At 67.0% G+C, this 16,469-nt stretch carries 16 protein-coding genes; 15 read left to right on the top strand and 1 reads right to left on the bottom strand.

The genetic code is table 11. From position 1 onward, the window contains the following. Positions 1-18 precede the first annotated feature (18 nt). Genes OVY29_RS00195 through OVY29_RS00135 form a run of 13 tightly spaced genes read left to right on the top strand, consistent with a single transcriptional unit; the run spans position 19 to position 12,227 of the window. Positions 19-894: a CoA-transferase gene (locus tag OVY29_RS00195; RefSeq protein WP_313910583.1), complete on the top strand. Its 876-nt coding sequence runs from the start codon at positions 19-21 to the stop codon at positions 892-894. A 13-nt stretch (positions 895-907) separates the two neighbouring features. Then, on the top strand, positions 908-1,708 hold the full coding sequence (locus OVY29_RS00190; protein WP_313910582.1) for a ketoacid CoA transferase: 801 nt from the start codon (positions 908-910) through the stop codon (positions 1,706-1,708). A gap of 3 nt (positions 1,709-1,711) precedes the next feature. Continuing rightward, the gene (locus OVY29_RS00185) at positions 1,712-2,635 is read left to right on the top strand and encodes an enoyl-CoA hydratase (protein ID WP_313910581.1); all 924 of its coding nucleotides are present in this window, start codon (positions 1,712-1,714) and stop codon (positions 2,633-2,635) included. Continuing rightward, complete coding sequence (locus OVY29_RS00180) at positions 2,635-3,714, top strand: nitronate monooxygenase (RefSeq protein ID WP_313910580.1); 1,080 nt, start codon at positions 2,635-2,637, stop codon at positions 3,712-3,714. Before OVY29_RS00185 ends, OVY29_RS00180 begins: the two co-directional genes overlap by 1 nt. 3 nt (positions 3,715-3,717) lie before the next feature. Further along, entirely contained in the window at positions 3,718-4,473 is a 756-nt protein-coding gene (locus tag OVY29_RS00175) for an enoyl-CoA hydratase family protein (protein WP_313910579.1), read from the top strand. Next, entirely contained in the window at positions 4,473-5,624 is a 1,152-nt protein-coding gene (locus OVY29_RS00170; RefSeq protein ID WP_313910578.1) for an acyl-CoA dehydrogenase family protein, read from the top strand. The genes OVY29_RS00175 and OVY29_RS00170 overlap by 1 nt, the downstream gene beginning before the upstream one ends. A gap of 6 nt (positions 5,625-5,630) precedes the next feature. Next, a complete protein-coding gene (locus tag OVY29_RS00165; protein WP_313910577.1) occupies positions 5,631-6,644 on the top strand; it encodes an acyl-CoA dehydrogenase family protein in 1,014 nt (337 codons plus the stop codon). A 10-nt stretch (positions 6,645-6,654) separates the two neighbouring features. Next, positions 6,655-7,806 (top strand): acetyl-CoA C-acetyltransferase, encoded by a 1,152-nt coding sequence (locus OVY29_RS00160; protein WP_313910576.1) that lies wholly within the window; start codon positions 6,655-6,657, stop codon positions 7,804-7,806. A 5-nt stretch (positions 7,807-7,811) separates the two neighbouring features. Beyond that, a complete protein-coding gene (locus tag OVY29_RS00155) occupies positions 7,812-8,714 on the top strand; it encodes an SDR family oxidoreductase (protein WP_313910575.1) in 903 nt (300 codons plus the stop codon). Position 8,715: 1 nt separating this feature from the next. Next, positions 8,716-9,780, top strand: a complete 1,065-nt coding sequence (locus OVY29_RS00150) for an acyl-CoA dehydrogenase family protein (RefSeq protein ID WP_313910574.1) — start codon at positions 8,716-8,718, stop codon at positions 9,778-9,780. Continuing rightward, on the top strand, positions 9,777-10,970 hold the full coding sequence (locus tag OVY29_RS00145; RefSeq protein WP_313910573.1) for an acyl-CoA dehydrogenase family protein: 1,194 nt from the start codon (positions 9,777-9,779) through the stop codon (positions 10,968-10,970). Before OVY29_RS00150 ends, OVY29_RS00145 begins: the two co-directional genes overlap by 4 nt. 13 nt (positions 10,971-10,983) lie before the next feature. Continuing rightward, positions 10,984-11,766, top strand: coding sequence for an SDR family oxidoreductase (locus OVY29_RS00140; RefSeq protein ID WP_313910572.1), 783 nt, complete (start codon positions 10,984-10,986; stop codon positions 11,764-11,766). After that, positions 11,763-12,227, top strand: a complete 465-nt coding sequence (locus OVY29_RS00135; RefSeq protein WP_313910571.1) for a MaoC family dehydratase — start codon at positions 11,763-11,765, stop codon at positions 12,225-12,227. The genes OVY29_RS00140 and OVY29_RS00135 overlap by 4 nt, the downstream gene beginning before the upstream one ends. Positions 12,228-12,431: 204 nt before the next feature. On the opposite strand, the gene OVY29_RS00130 is transcribed toward OVY29_RS00135, so the two are convergent. Further along, positions 12,432-13,982, bottom strand: coding sequence for a FadD3 family acyl-CoA ligase (locus tag OVY29_RS00130; protein ID WP_313910570.1), 1,551 nt, complete (start codon positions 13,980-13,982; stop codon positions 12,432-12,434). Positions 13,983-14,203: 221 nt separating this feature from the next. Here OVY29_RS00130 and OVY29_RS00125 point away from each other — a divergent pair, with 221 nt between their 5' ends. After that, positions 14,204-15,346: a helix-turn-helix transcriptional regulator gene (locus OVY29_RS00125; protein WP_313910569.1), complete on the top strand. Its 1,143-nt coding sequence runs from the start codon at positions 14,204-14,206 to the stop codon at positions 15,344-15,346. A 133-nt stretch (positions 15,347-15,479) separates the two neighbouring features. After that, entirely contained in the window at positions 15,480-16,457 is a 978-nt protein-coding gene (locus OVY29_RS00120; RefSeq protein WP_313910568.1) for a flavin reductase, read from the top strand. Positions 16,458-16,469: the final 12 nt, after the last annotated feature.

Genomic DNA, 16,469 nt, shown 5'->3' with positions numbered 1-16,469 from the left:
TGAGCGCTGGAGAGTGGATTGAACAAGCAATTGACCATCGAGCAGTTCGTCGCTTCGCTGAAGAGCGGGATGACGATCGGAATCGGCGGCTGGGGACCGCGCCGCAAGCCGATGGCGCTGGTGCGCGCGATCCTGCGCTCGGATCTTAAGGACCTGACCATCGTCGCCTATGGCGGCCCCGAGGTCGGGATGCTGTGCGCCGCAGGCAAGGTGAAGCAGCTGGTTTTCGGCTTCGTGTCGATGGACGCGATCCCGCTCGAACCCTATTTCCGCAAGGCACGTGAAGCAGGCACGCTCGACATCCTCGAACTCGACGAGGGGATGCTGCAATGGGGCCTGAAGGCGGCGGCGTTCCGCCTGCCCTTCCTGCCGACGCACGTCGGGCTCGGCACCGACATCATGACGCACGGCGGATTCAAGACCGTCCAGTCGCCGTATGACGATGGCGAAGTGCTGCTCGCCATGCCCGCGCTGCGGCTCGATGCCGCGCTGCTCCACGTCCACCGCGCCGACAAGCTCGGCAACATCCAGGCGCTCGGCCCCGACACCTATTATGACGAATGGTTCGCGCGCGCCGCGGACCGAACCTTCGTCTCGGCCGAAGAGGTCGTCGACCGGATGGACCATAGCTACCCCGAGGACGCGCGCGCGAATATCGTCGAACGCTGCTTCATCCACGGCGTCGTCGAAGCCCCGCTCGGGGCGCATCCGACCTCGATGCCGCCCACCTACGGCTGGGACATGAAGCACCTCAAATCCTATGCCGCGAGCGCGCGCGAGGACGGCGGCTGGGACGCCTATGCCGCGGACGTCATCGGCGCCGACGAGGCGGGCTATCTAGGCCGCGTCGACGGCAAGGACGCCGTCGCCGCCCTCCCCCTTCCCATTTTTTGAGGCGGCCGATACCATGACAACCGCACCCGATTTCACCTTCTGCGAACAGCTTATCGTTGCCGCGTCCGAGGCATGGCGCGGCAATGGCGAACTCGTCGCGACCGGCATCGGCCCCGCGCCGCGCCTCGCCGCGTCGCTCGCCAAGCTGACCCACACGCCCGAGCTGATGATGACCGATGGTGAAGCGTATCTGGTCGAGGATCCGGTGCCGCTCGGCCCGCGCGGTTACGACGACCGCAAGGCGGCGGGCTACCTGCCCTTCTCGCGCTTCTTCGACGCCGCGGTGTGGCCCGGCAAGCGTCACGCGATGGTGACGCCGAGCCAGATCGACCGCTTCGGGCAGACCAACATCTCCTACCTCGGCGGCACCTACGACCAGCCCAAGGTGCAGATGCTCGGCGCGCGCGGCTTTCCGGGCAACAGCATCTGCCACATCAATTCGATGTTCATCCCCGCCCACTCGAAGCGCGTCTTCGTCGAGGGCGAGGTCGATATGGTGTCGAGCGTCGGCTATAATCCCGCGCGCCGCACGCCGGGCGTGAATTTCAGCCGCGTCGATCTCCGCCTGATCGTCACCGACCTGTGCGTCATGGACTTCGGCGGCAAGGACCATGCGATCCGCGTCGTCATGCTGCATCCCGGCGTGACCTTCGATCAGGTGCAGGACGCGACCGGCTTCGCGCTCGAAGCCGCACCCGAAATCAAGACCACCTCCGCCCCGACCGCCGAGCAGCTTGCGATCATCGCGCGGCTCGACCCGCATGGCCTGCGCGCCGGGGTGCTCAAGGACAATCCCGCGGGCAAGAGGAGCTGACCGATGAGCGATCAGAATGACGGGCTGGTCCCGCGCGTCGAGGAAACCCCGGTTTACGAGACCGATACGCCGATCCTCTACGAGGCGGCGGACGGCATTGCGTGGGTGACCCTCAACCGCCCGCAATATCACAATGTCCAGAACAGCCAGATGACCTATGCGCTCGACGACGCCTTCTACCGCGCCGTCGACGACGATGCGGTCAAGGTCATCGTGCTGAAATCGGACGCCAAACATTTCAGCGCCGGGCACGACATCGGCACGCCGGGACGCGACTTTCACTCGCCGGTCGAGCGGCGGCTGATGTGGTACGATCATTCGACCAAGGCGGGCGCCGAAAAAGCCTATGCCCGCGAGCATGAACAATATCTCGGCATGTGCAAGAGGTGGCGGGACATTCCCAAGCCGACGATCGCGCAGGTCCACGGCGGCTGCATCGCCGGTGGGCTGATGCTCGCCTGGGTGTGCGACCTGATCATCGCGTCGGACGACGCCTTCTTCCAGGACCCGGTGCTGCAGATGGGCTTTCCGGGCCTCGAATATTTCGCGCATTGCCATGAACTCAACGTCCGGCTGGCGAAGGAGTTCCTGTTCCTCGGCGAGCGGATGAGCGCCGAACGCGCGCGCGAGGCCGGGATGGTCAACCGCGTCGTGCCGCGCGCTGACCTGGCGGGCGAGGTCAAGCGCATCGCCGAACGGATCGCGACCCAGCCGCGCCTCGCGCTCCAGCTCGCGAAGCAGGCGTGCAACCATATGGAGACGCTGGCGGGCAAGAATGCCGGGATCGACGCGGCGTTCGGCTACCATCATTTCGCCCACGCCAACAACAGTCTGGTCAAGGGCGACTATATCGCCGGATTCGACGGCAAGAAGATGGCGGCGGCGAACAAGAAGGACGCCGCCAAGAAGGATCAGGGGGAAGGCTGATGGCCGACCCGCTCGCCACCATATTTACCGAGCGCCTCGGCTGCCGGCTCCCGGTGATCCAGACCGCGATGGGCTGGATCGCGACGCCGGGGCTGGTGATCGCGTCGAGCGAGGCGGGCGCCTTCGGCTTCCTCGCGGGCGCGGTGATGCAGCCTGCCGAACTCGAAGCCGCGATCCTCGCGGTCAAGGCGGGCACGAAGCAGTCCTTCGGCGTCAATTTCCATATGTTCCAGCCCGGCGCGGCGGAGATCGTCGAGATCATCCTGAAGCACCGCGATCAGGTGCGCGCGGTCAGCTTCGGGCGCGGCGCCGATGCGAAGATGATCGGCCGCTTCAGGCAAGCGGGCATCCTTTGCGTGCCGACCGTCGGTGCGGTCAAGCATGCGCAGAAGATGGTGCAGCTGGGCGTCGATATGGTCACCGTTCAGGGCGGCGAAGGCGGCGGACATACCGGCTCGGTCGCCTCGACGATCCTGCTGCCGCAGGTACTCGACGCGGTGAAGGTGCCGGTGATCGCGGCGGGCGGCTTCGGCGACGGCCGCGGGCTCGCGGCGGCACTGGCGTTCGGCGCGGTCGGCATCGCGATGGGCACGCGCTTCCTGATGACGCGCGAAAGCCCGATCCCCGACGTGACCAAGGCACGCTATGTCGGTGCGGGCACCGACGACATCCTCGTCTCGACCAAGGTTGACGGCCTGCCGCAGCGGATGATCAAGAATGCGCTGCTGAACCGCATCGAACGCTCGACCGGCCTCGGCATCTGGCGCCGCGCGGTCGAGAGCGGATTGCAGATGAAGCGCCAGACGGGGGCCTCGTTCGCCGAATTGTTCAAGGCCGCGAAGGGCATGACCAGCCACGGCGGCCTCACCCTGCCGCAGGCGATGATGGCGGCTTCCGCGCCGATGCTGATCCAGAAGGCGGTGGTCGAGGGCGACCCCGACCATGGTTTGATGGCGACGGGGCTCGTTGCGGGGCGCTTGGGCGACCTACCCAGTTGCGCTGACCTGCTTGGCGATATCGAGCGCGACGCGCGCGCGCGGATCGCCGCCTTCTCCTCTTTCTCGTCAACAGGGGCCTGACCCATGCCGATCCATATCGAAATCAAGGACCGCATCGCCGAGATCGTTTTCGACGTCCCGCCGGTCAATGCGTTCGACAGCCAGACGTGGAACAGCCTGCCCGCGATCATCCGCGAAGCGGGGCAAAATCCCCTGGTCAACGTTGTGCTGATCCGCGCCGCCGAGAGCGCGCGCGGTTTCTGCGGCGGCGTCGACATCAAGGAGATGCAGGCGCATCCCGAGCGCATCACCCTGCTCAACCGCGGCAATTATCTGACCTTCAAGGCGGTACGCGACTGCGAGGTGCCCGTCGTCGTCGCGGTGCATAAATTCGTGATCGGCGGCGGCATCGGCATCTGCGGCGCGTCGGACACGATCATCGCCGCCGACGACGCCTTTTTCTCGCTACCCGAAGTCGATCGCGGCGCGATGGGCGGCGCCTCGCACCTCTCGCGCATGCTGCCGCTCCACAAGGTGCGCGCGGCCTTCTTCACCGGCGGCAATATCCCGGTTGAGGAAGCCTGGCGGCTCGGCGCGGTCGAGAAGGTCGTTCCGCGCGAGAAGCTCGTCGAGGAAGTGCGCGCCTTCGCCGCCATCATCGCGAGCAAGTCGCGCAAGGCGCTGGTGATCGCGAAGGAAGCGCTCAACGGACTCGAAGCGCGCGACGTCGATCGCGGCTATCGCTGGGAGCAAGGCTTCACGCTCGAAATGTATATGCACGAAGACAGCCAGAAATCGCGCGACGCCTTCGTCGAGACGGGCAAGGCGGCCGAATTCTGATGCACCTCGCCTACACAACCGAACAACAGGATTTCCGCGCAGAAGTGCGCGCGTGGATGGAAGCGAACGTCCCGAAGGAACCGCTCGTCACGCTCGAGCGCGAGGACGGCTATCACCAGCATGTCGAGTGGGAGCGGAGGCTCGCAAGCGGCAACTGGGGCATGGTCACCTGGCCCGAGGCTTACGGCGGGCGCGGGCTCGACCTCATCCAGTGGCTGATCTTCGAAGAGGAATATTATCGCGCGGGGGCGCCGCTGCGCGTTAATCAGAACGGCATCTTCCTGCTCGGCCCGACCGTCATGGAGTTCGGCACCGACGAGCAGAAGGCGCGCTTCCTGACCCCGATGGCGAAGGGCGAGGTGATCTGGGCGCAGGCATGGTCCGAGCCCAATGCCGGGTCGGACATGGCGGCGATCACGTCGAAGGCGATCCGCGACGGCGACCATTATGTCATCACCGGCCAGAAGACCTGGTCGAGCCGCGCGAGCTTCGCCGACTGGGGCTTCGGCCTGTTCCGCACCGACCCCGAGTCGAAGCGGCACAAGGGGTTGAGTTTCATCCTGTTCGACCTCAACGCCCCGGGGGTCACGCGCCGCCCGATCCGCCAGCTCCACGGCGATCCGGGCTTTGCCGAGCTGTTCTTCGACGAAGTGCGCGTGCCGGTCGAGAACCGCATCGCGGGCGAAGGCGAAGGGTGGAACGTCGCGATGGCGACCGCGGGCTTCGAGCGCGGGCTGATGCTGCGTTCGCCCGCGCGGTTCCAGGCCGCCGCCGAACGCCTCGTCGCGTTGCTCCGCAAGCATGAGGTGACGGCCGCGCCCGCCGCGCGCGAGCAGGTGATGCAGGCGTGGATGGACGCGCAGGCCTATGCCTACAACACCTATGCTGTCGCGTCGAAAATCATGGCCGGCGGGCATATCGGCGCCGAGGCGAGCCTCAACAAGATTTTCTGGTCCGAACTCGACCGCGCCGCGCACCGCACCGCGATGCAGATATTGGGCGCGTCGGCCGAGCTGCGCCACCTCGACGGCGGCGCGCTCAATGCGTGGCTCGAAGGTTACATCTTCTCGCTCTCGGGCCCGATCTACGCCGGGTCGAACGAGATCCAGCGCAACATCATCGCCGAGCGCCTGCTCGGCCTGCCGAGGTAAGCCGCGATGGATTTCACCACCACCGAAGATCAGGCGACGCTGACGCAGGGCGTGCGTGATTACCTCGCGGGCGTTCATACGCCCGAAGTGCTGCGCGCGCTCGACGCCAGCGATAGCCGCCGCTCGGCCGCCGTCTGGCAAGGTCTCGCCCAAATGGGCCTTCCCGGCCTTCTCGTTCCCGAAGCTCAGGGGGGGCTCGGCCTGTCGTTGCTCGACGCGGTGCTGATCGCCGCCGAACTCGGCCGCGCCGGGGTCGCCGAGCCGCTCGCCGACACCGCGCTCGTCACCGCGCCGCTGCTCGCCAAGGCGGGCGGACAGGACGCGTTGCTCGCTGCCCTCGCCAGCGGCGAGGCGAAGGTCGCGCTTCAGCACCCGATCAATCCGTGGGTCGCCGACCTCGATGGTGCGAGCCATATCCTGTCGGCGAAGGACGGCGCACTACTGCTCGCCGAAAACGATGGCCGCGCCGACCTGCTTGACAGCGTCGACCCGCTGCGCCGCCTTTATGCACCCATTACTCCATCCGGCGTCGAGGTCGGCTCGGCCGACGCGCTGCTCGACCATGCCGCGCTGATCGCCGCAGCGCAGCTTGTTGGCGTTGCCGACGCGATGCTCGAACAGGCGACCGACTATGCGAAGAACCGCAGTCAGTTCGGCCAGCCCATCGGTGTCTTCCAAGCCGTCAAGCATCACCTCGCGACCGCTGTCGTGAAAATCGAGTTCGCCAAGCCGGTAATCCAGCGCGCCGCGGTGGCGCTCGCTGAAAGCGCGGCCAGCGCGCCGGTCCATGTCAGCCACGCCAAGCTCGCCGCCGCCGACGCCGCCTGGGCGATGAGCGAGACGGCGATCCAGACGCACGGCGCGATGGGCTATACCTATGAAGTCGACCTGCATTTCTGGATGAAGCGCGCCTGGGCGCTGTCCGGCGCATGGGGCGACCGCGCCTTCCATCTCGCGCGCATCGACGCCGCCGTCCTCTGCGGCACGCTGCCGATCGGCCCCGGCCACAGTTTCGCATAAGGAAAAGAACATGGCTGAAGCCTTTATCATCGACGCCGTCCGCACCCCCATCGGGCGCAAGAAGGGCAGCCTCGCCGCCGTCCATCCCGCCGACCTTGCCGCGCATCCGATCAAGGCACTCGTCGAACGCACCGGCATCGACGCGGGCCTTGTCGACGATGTCGTCTGGGGCTGCTGCGACACGATCGGCCCGCAGGCGGGCGATATTGGCCGCACCGCGTGGCTCGTCGCGGGGCTTCCCGAGCATGTTCCCGGCACCACGATCGACCGCCAGTGCGGATCGTCGCAGCAGGCGGTCCATTTCGCGGCGCAGGGCGTCATGAGCGGAACGCAGGATCTGGTGGTCGCGGGCGGCAGCCAGGCGATGAACGCGATCCCGATTTCGGCCGCGATGTTTGCGGGACAGGCCTATGGCTTCGATAGCCCCTTTGTTGGCGCGAAGGGCTGGGATGAACGTTACGGCACCGAAGAGATCAACCAGATCAAGTCGGCCGAGATGATCGCCGACAAATGGCGGATCAGCCGTGAAGCGATGGAGGCCTTCGCCAGTGAATCGCACCGCCGCGCGCAGGCCGCGATCGACAATGGCTGGTTCAAGACCGAGATCGCCCCCTTCGAAGGGCTCGAGCAAGACGAAACCGTCCGCCCGCAGACGACCCCCGAAGGGCTCGCGACGCTGAAGACCGTCAACGAGGGCGGCGTGATCACCGCGGGCATCGCGAGCCAGAATTGCGACGGCGCCGCGGCGCTGCTGATCGCGAGCGAGGCCGCGATCAAGGCGCATGGCCTGAAGCCGCGCGCGCGCATCCATCATCTGTCGGTTCGCGCCGACAATCCGGTGTGGATGCTCGCCGGCCCCATCCCGGCGACGAAATATGCGCTCGAAAAGGCGGGGATGAGCGTGGACGACATCGACCTGTTCGAATGCAACGAAGCCTTCGCGTCGGTGCCGATGGCGTGGATGCAGGAACTCGGCGTGCCGCACGAGAAGGTCAATGTGCAGGGCGGCGCGATCGCGCTCGGCCATCCGATCGGCGCGACCGGCGCGCGGCTGATGACGACCCTGCTCGGCGCGCTCGAACGCACCGGCGGCCGCTACGGCCTCCAGACCATGTGCGAAGGCGGCGGTCAGGCCAACGTCACCATCATCGAAAGGCTGTAAGCGACATGGGTATCTGCGAAGGACGGACCGTCATCATCACCGGCGCAGCGCGCGGGCTCGGGCGTGCCTATGCGCTCGCCTTCGCCGCCGAGGGCGCCAATGTCGTCGTCAACGACATCGGGACGAGTTTGTCGGGCGAGGGCCGCGACACCTCTGCGGCCGACGGCGTGGTGGCCGAGATCGAGGCGGCGGGCGGCAACGCGATCGCCAATTATGAGGACATCACCGGCTGGGACGCGGCGAAACGCATCGTCGATGCCGCGGTCGCGGCGTTCGGCGACCTCCATGTCGTCGTCAACAATGCCGGCATCGTGCGCGACCGCATGTTCGTCTCGGCAACGCCCGAGGAGTGGGACGCGACGATGCACGTCCATCTGCGCGGTCATTTCTGTGTCAGCCGCCACGCGGTCGATTATTGGCGCGCACAACAGAAAGCGGGCAACCCTGTCGATGCCCGCATCATCAACACGACCAGCGGCGCGGGCCTGCAGGGCTCGATCGCGCAGGCCGCCTATTCGACGGCGAAGGGCGGCATCGCCGCGCTGACTTTGGTGCAGGCGGCCGAGCTTGGCCGTTACGGCATAACCGCCAACGCGCTTGCTCCGGCGGCGCGCACGCGGATGACCGAGCAGGCCTTCGCCGACAAGATGGCGGCGGTCGAAACCGGGTTCGACGCGCAGGACCCCGATAATATCGCGCCGACCGTGGTGTGGCTCGGCTCCGAACAATCGAAGCATGTCACTGGCTGCGTCTTCGAACTCGAAGGCGGACGCATTACGATCGAGGATGGCTGGAAGCTTGGCCCGACGGTCGACCGGCAGGCCAAATGGAACCCCGCCGACATCGGCGCGGCAGTCGACAAGCTGCTGTCCGAACGGCGCGAACCGCGCAGGGTCTGGGGCAACTAAGATGCACTTCGCCTTCACCGACGAACAGGCGATGATCGCCGAAACGGCGAAGGTGTTCTTCGCCGAACAGGCGACGAGCGAGCGCACCCGCACCGCGATGGCCGCGAGCGGTACCGATGAGGCGCTGTGGAAAGCCTTCACCGCCAAACTCGGCCTCGCCGGGGTCGCCATCCCCGAGGATCAGGGTGGCGTCGGACTCGGCATGGTAGAGCTCGCCATTCTCGCCGAAGCCGCCGGGCGGCACGTCGCAGCGCTGCCGTTGCTCGCAAGCGTCGGCCTCGCCGCGCCCGCAATCCTCGCTGGGGGCAGCGCCGAACAAAGGGCGCGCCTCCTCCCCCGCCTCGCCGCGGGCGAGCTGGTCGCAAGTTTTGCCGAGGCCGCGCTGGGTACGACATCGAGCGACGGCACGCTCACCGGCGCCGCGCTGCACCTCCCGCACGGCGCTCGCGCCGATCTGTTCGTCGTCGCGGTCGAGGGCGCGGCGGTGCTCGTCGAACGCGACGCGCCCGGGCTCACCATTACCCCGCTTACCAGCATGGACCAGACGCGCCCCTATGCGCGGCTCGATTTCGGCGGCGTCGCGGCCGAGCCGCTCACCGATCCCGCGGCGGCGCTGGCGGCAGCGCAAGCAACGGGCGCGCTCGCCATCGCGGCCGACGCGCTCGGCGGTGCGCAGGCGTGCCTCGACCACACGGTTTCCTATACCAAAGAGCGTATCCAGTTCGGCCGCGCGATCGGTAGTTTTCAGGCGGTCAAGCACCGGCTCGCCGACATGATGGTCGCGGTCGAGCAGGCGCGATCGGCGCTCTATTGGGCGGCGTGCGCAATCGACGAGGGATCGGATGAGGCAGCGTTCGCGGTCCATGCCGCCAAAGCCTTTGCCTGCGACACCTATTCGCTCTGCGCGGGAGAGATGATCCAGCTCCATGGCGGCATTGGCTTCACCTGGGAGCATGACGCGCATCTCTATTTCAAGCGCGCGCGCAGCAACGCGAACCTGCTCGGCACCCCCGACTGGCACCGCGAACAGATCGCCGCGCTCGCCGGATTGGATGAAGCCGCATGAAGCTGGGTTTCTCCCCTGAAGAAGAGGCTTTCCGCGCCGAAGCGGCGGCATGGCTTTCGGCCGAACTCGGCGGGCCTTTCGCCGATGTCCGCGGGCTCACGAGCCTGACCGAAATGCCCGAACGCCGCCGCGAATGGGAAAAGCGGCTCGGCGAGGCGGGATGGAGCTGCGTCGGCTGGCCCCGCGCCTATGGCGGCCGCGACGCGACTCTCGCCGAGCAGGTGATCTTCGCCGAAGAATATGCGCGCGCCGGCGCCCCGCCGCGGCTCAACCATATCGGCATTGAACTTGCCGGCCCCACCATCCTCGCCTTCGGCACCGACAAACAGAAGGCGCGCTTTCTCCCCGCAATCGCACGCGGCGAGGAAATCTGGTGCCAGGGCTATTCCGAACCGGGCGCGGGGTCCGATCTCGCCAATGTCCGCACCCGCGCATGGCGCGATTCCGTTTCGGGGGGCGGCGACTGGGTGATCGAGGGGCAGAAGGTCTGGACCAGCCTCGCGCAATTTTCCGACTGGATTTTCGTGATCGCGCGCAGCGAGGAGGGATCGAAGGGGCCCAAGGGCCTATCCTTCCTGCTTGTCCCGGTCGACCAGAGCGGCGTCACCGTCCGCCCGATCCACCAGATCACCGGCGAGGCCGAATTCAACGAAACCTTCTTCGACGGCGCGCGCACCGACGCCGCGAACATCCTCGGCGCACCCGGCGACGGCTGGACGGTCGCGATGGGGCTGCTCGGTTTCGAGCGCGGGGTTTCGACGCTCGCGCAACAAATGGGCTTCCGCAATGAACTCGACGCCGTGATCGCCGCGGCGCGCGCCAATGGCGAGGCGAAGAACCCGCTGATCCGCCAGCGCATCGCAAAGGCCGAAATCGGTCTCCGGCTGATGCGCTATGGCGCGCTCCGCATGCTCACCGATGCCGACGGCGGCAAGCTCGACCCGGCGGCGCTCACCTACAAGATCCAGTGGGCGACGTGGCGCCGCGATCTCGGCGAGCTGGCGATGGACGTGCTGGGTCAGGCGGGCGAAACCGTGGCGGGGCACGACTATGCCTTCCCGCCGCTCCCCAACCTCTATCTCTACAGCCGCGCCGACACGATCTATGGCGGCACGAACGAGATACAGCGCAACATCATCGCCGAGCGCGCGCTCGGCCTGCCGCGCGAGCCGCGCGGCGACCTCAATTAAAGGAAGCGAGACCGTGGCACGACCGGCCCCCGACTATCCCACCTCCACCGGCCTGCTTAAGGGCAAGACCGTGCTGATCACCGCCGCCGCGGGCAGCGGCATCGGCGGCGCGGTCGCGCAGCGCGCGGCGGAAGAAGGCGCGAGCCTTTTCCTCTCCGACATGCACGAACGCCGTCTCGGCGAGACCGCCGACCGGATCGAAGGGCTAGGCTTCGCCCGCCCCGGCACGCTCGCCTGCGACGTCACCAATGAAGAACAGGTGCAAGCGCTCGTCGCCGCGGCGATCGCGGGCATGGACCATATCGATGTCCTCATCAACAACGCCGGCCTTGGCGGCGCGACTTCGGTTGTCGAGATGACCGACGACCAGTGGCACAAGGTGCTCGACGTCACGCTCACCAGCGTCTTCCGCATGACGCGCGCGATCCTGCCCCACATGTACCAGCGGCAGAAGGGCGCGATCGTCAACAACGCTTCGGTGCTCGGCTGGCGCGCGCAGAAATTGCAGGCGCATTATGCCGCGGCGAAAGCGGGGGTGATGGCCTTCACGCGCTGCTCGGCGCTCGAGGCGGCCGAGCAAGGCGTGCGCATCAATGCCGTGTCACCGAGCCTCGCTATGCACGCTTCGCTGTCGAAGGTCACCCCGCCGGGCCTGCTCGAGGAGCTGACCGAGAAAGAGGCCTTCGGCCGCTATGCCGAGCCATGGGAGGTCGCGAACGTCATGCTCTTCCTCGCGAGCGACCTCTCCTCCTACATGGCCGGCGAAGTCGTGTCGGTGTCGAGCCAGCAGGCATGAGCGCACGCGTCTTCGACACCCCTGCGGCGCTGCTCGCAGCAGTGGGCGATCAATTCGGTCCGAGCGAGTGGGTGACGATCGAGCAGGATCGCATCGACCTGTTCGCGCAGGCGACCGACGATCACCAGTGGATTCACGTCGACCCCGAGCGCGCGAAAGACGGGCCCTTCGGGAGTACGATCGCACACGGTTACCTCACGATGAGCCTCGTCAACCGCTTTCTCCCCGAACTGGTCGAGGTGCGCGGTGTGTCGATGGGGGTCAACATCGGCACCGACAATCTGCGCTTCCTGAACCCGGTGCGTTCGGGCGCGCGCATCCGCGGCATCGGCGAGTTGGTCAAGGCCGAAGAGGCCAAGGGCGGTGTGCAGGCGGTGGTGCGCGTGACGGTGGAGATCGAGGGCACCGAGAAGCCCGCCTGTGTGGTCGATACGATCAGCCGATTCTATCCGGAGACGTGAGTCAGTTTTGGATTGGGCAGCGGACGTTCCCAGTCCTCCCTGTCGCGCAGCGATGGGGAGGGGGACCGCCGCAGTAGGCGGCGGTGGAGGGGCCGCGACGGTGCCTAATAGCCCCTCCGTCAGCGCTTCGCGCTGCCACCTCCCCATGGCTGCGCCACAGGGAGGATTATCGGTCCGTTACCGATCGCAACCGGCCAACGCCGATCACCCCCGCAAAAGAAACTTCTGCACCTTGCCCGACGCATTCATCGGCAGCGCGTCGCATATTTCAACGCGCCGCGGCACCTTGTAATTCGCCATATTCTCGCGGCACCAGGCGATGATCTCCTCGGGCGTCGCGCTCGCGCCGGGGCGCAGCACGACGAAGGCCATCGGCACTTCGCCCAGCCGTTCGTCGGTTACGCCGATCACCGCCGACTGCATCACCGCGGGGTGCGCCGCGAGCAGACCCTCGATCTCCGCCGGATAAGCGTTGAAGCCGCCGACGATGAAGATGTCCTTCGCACGGTCGGTGATCTTCACATTGCCGCGCGCGTCCTGCACCGCGATGTCGCCGGTGCGCAGCCACCCTTCGCCGTCGATCGCCGCCGCGGTCGCCGCCGGATCGTTGAAATAGCCGCGCATCACATTGGGCCCGCGCACGAGCAGTTCGCCCGCTTCGCCCGGCGCCACGGCCTCGCCCCCCTCGTCGACCAGCCTGACCTCGATCCCACCCAGCGGCCGGCCGGCGGTGTTGGCGATCGTCGCGGCGTCGTCGCCCGCGCCGCACATCGTCACGACACCGCAGGTTTCGGTGAGGCCATAGGCGGTGAGCACGACATCGATGCCGAGCTTGGCGCGCATCTCCTCGATCAGCGTAACCGGCACCGACGCCGCGCCGGTGATCGCGACGCGCAGCGACGCAATGTCGAACCTCTTATACGGCCCGGCGAGCAGGCTCTGATAGATGGTCGGCGGCCCCGGGAGCAGCGTCACTTTCTCACGCTCGATCCGTTGGAGCACCCGCTCGGTTTCGAACACCGCATGGGGCAATACGGTCACGCCGCGCATCAGCGCCACGAGCCAGCCCGCCTTGTAGCCGAAGCTGTGAAAAAAGGGATTGATGATCAGGAAATTGTCGCCCGGCCCATAGGTTAGCGTTTCGCCATAGGCGAGATAGAGCCGGACATTCTGGCCGTGCGTCGTCACCGCGCCCTTGGGATTGCCCGTGGTGCCCGAGGTGAAGAGGATGTCGCAGACCTGATCCTCGCCCAGCGCATCCAGGCGCGCATCGACCGCGGCATCCGAAAGCGCGGCGCCGCGATCGAGGAAGGCCCGCCAGGGCGTGCCGCCCTCGTCACCCTCGATCAACACGATGCCGCGCAGATCGGGCAGATCCTCGCCCGCGAGCAATTGCGGATAGGCGGTGCCGAGAAAATCGGAAACGGTAAGCAGCAGCCGCGCCCCGCTGGTGCGCAGGATATAGCCCGCCTCGCGCCCCTTCAGCCGCGTGTTGAGCGGCACGATCGCGGCGCCCGCCGTCTGCGCACCGAGGGCGGCGATGATCCAACCCGTCGCATTGGGCGCCCAGATCGCGATCCGGTCCCCCTGGGCGACCCCCGCCGCGATAAAGCCCTTGGCCGCCGCGCGCACCAGCGGTTCGAGGTCGCGATAACGGACCTCGGTTCCGTCCTCGCCCCGGATCGCGACGGCGTCGCCATGCGTGCGCGCCGCGGCGAATATTCTGTGGGGTATCGTGAACTTCGCGTCGGCCACGGCAGATCATCTCCTGCGCCGGGCGCTCATGGATCCCGTCCATCCGCCCGGTCGATTGCTTCTCGCTGCGTTACGCGCGGGCGGGACGGCGACAACCCCTATTCGGGGGGAGCATGATCGGATCGCCACCCCTTGCCGCCCCGGCCCGGACGGTTCATTGCCGACCGGGGGCCGACTCCCCTAATATCAGTGCAGCGACGCGAACAGGAAGCAAAGCCGGAATGCGGATCGGAAAACCTCTGGCCGACGTCGACGAACTGGTGACCCTGCTCTATCGCGGGCCGCTCGAAGCGACGCCATGGCTCGGCTTCCTCGAAGCGCTGAGCCGGCGGATGCGCTGCGCCAGCGCCGCAATCACCCTGCGCCTCAGCCGCCAGGGCACGCCGCCGCTGATCATCTGGGGACCGGCGCCCGTGATCGACGAGCGCGAGGCGCGCCGGATTCACGCGGTCCATGCCGAACTCGGCGATCTCGATCCGCTGCGCAACGCCTTGACCAAGGCCGGCGACATCTACCGGCTGAGCGAGGTTATTTCGCCCGACGATCTTCGTGCCAATCGCTTCTATCGCGAGATTTTGCAGCCCTATGGCATCGAATATCAGCTCGGCATGTATATCTCCGAACCCGGCGGGTGGGAGGGCAACGTCGGCTTGACCAACGGCCCCGACGAAGCGGATTTCACCGACGACGACAAGCAGGTGCTGCTCGCGCTACGCCCGCATCTCGAACAGTCGCTCGCGCTCTTCTCGCGCATCCGCCGCGACGAGACCGAGCTTCAGGTGATGATCGACACGCTCGACCGGCTGACGCTCTGCACCTTCATCCTCGACGGCGCGGGCCGCGTCCTGCGCACCAACAGCGCCGGCCGCGCGCTGGTCAAATCGAACAGCGCGGTGCGCGCCGCCGACGACCGGCTGGTGCTCGCGAGCAAGGCGGGCAATGCCCAGCTTCAGCAGCTGATCGGCAAAGCGATCGCGGCGCGGCGCGACGGCGGCAGCTTCGCCGAGGGGCTGCGCGTCGAGGCCGATATCGACCGGCATCTGGGGGTCCTCGTGCGCACGATCGAAACCCCCTCACGCTACAGCAACGAGGCGGGCCCCGCCGCAGTGGTCTATGTTTCGGGGCTCGACAACAACCAGCCGGTCGAACGGCTGGTCAGCCAGATCTTCGACCTCACGCCGTCCGAAGCGCATCTGGCGGCGCTGCTCGCAACCGGGCTCAGCCTCGCCGAAGCGGCCGCAAGGCTGGAGCTGACCGAAAATACGGTGCGCAGCTATTGCAAGACGATCCTCAGCAAGACCGGGGTCAGCCGGCAGGCCGACCTTGTCCGCCTGATCCTGCGCAGCGTCGCCGTTCTCGGCTAACACGCCCCAAAGGGGAGTGGCGGCGCGCGCGCCGGAGCCTCATTATCTAGTCCAATTGAGCGATGCGCGGCCGGGGTCGGGCGATAATCTCCTGTCATACCCGCCCACCAGACGCGGCCGGATGAGGAGCAAGATGACCATGGCCGCCAACCCCGATGCCATTGCCTTTCGCGGCGCGCTCGGCGCGTTCGCGACCGGGGTGACGATCGTTACGACGCGCGACGGCACGGGTGCGGATTGCGGGTTTACCGCGAACAGCTTCAACTCGGTCTCGCTCGATCCGCCGATGGTGCTGTGGAGCCTCGCGCGCACGTCGCAGAACATGGAGGCTTTTCGGGGTGCGTCACATTTCGCGGTGCATATCCTCGCCGCCGATCAGGAGGCGCTCTCCAACGGCTTCGCCAAGCGCGGCGCCGACAAATTTGCGGGCGTCGAGGTCGAACGCGGCGAAGGCGACTTGCCGCTGCTGACCGGTTGCACCGCGCGGTTCCAGTGCCGCACTGCCTATCAATATGAGGGCGGCGACCATATCATCTTCGTCGGCGAAGTGATCGCCTTCGATCATGAGGACCGCGCGCCGCTGCTGTTCCATGGCGGCCGCTACGCGATGGCTGCACGCAGGGCCGCGACGCTCACCGCCTGCGACCCCGGCGCGCAGCGCACCGGCAGCTTTGGTGAGGATTTCCTCGGCTATCTGCTCGGCCGCGCGCATTTTCAGCTCTACGGGCGGATGCGCGACAGCCTGACCGAACATGATCTCGACGCCACCGATCATTTCATCCTGAGCGTGCTCGGGATCAACGACGGACGCACCGCGGCCGAGATCGACGGCGTGATCGGCTATACCGGCGCGCACATCAGCTCCGATCGCATTACGTCGCTCGCGGCGCGCGATATCGTCCGGACCGATCCGGCCGACCGGCTCTGGCTGACCGAGACCGGCCGCCGCACGCTTGTCGAACTCGCCGCTGCCGCCAAGGCGGCCGAGGAAGATGCGCTCGGCGCTTTCGACGAGAATGAAACCGCACTGCTCAAGCATCTGCTCAAGCACGTCATCCGCAGCACCGATCCGGGGCTTCCCGACCCGTGGGCGGCACCGGAGACGCCGTAAACGCAACGTACA

The organism is Sphingopyxis sp. SE2, assembly GCF_032227185.1.
GTDB lineage: Bacteria > Pseudomonadota > Alphaproteobacteria > Sphingomonadales > Sphingomonadaceae > Sphingopyxis.
Note: the sequence above shows the minus strand (reverse complement) of the source record. Positions and strands in the feature narration are given on the sequence as shown.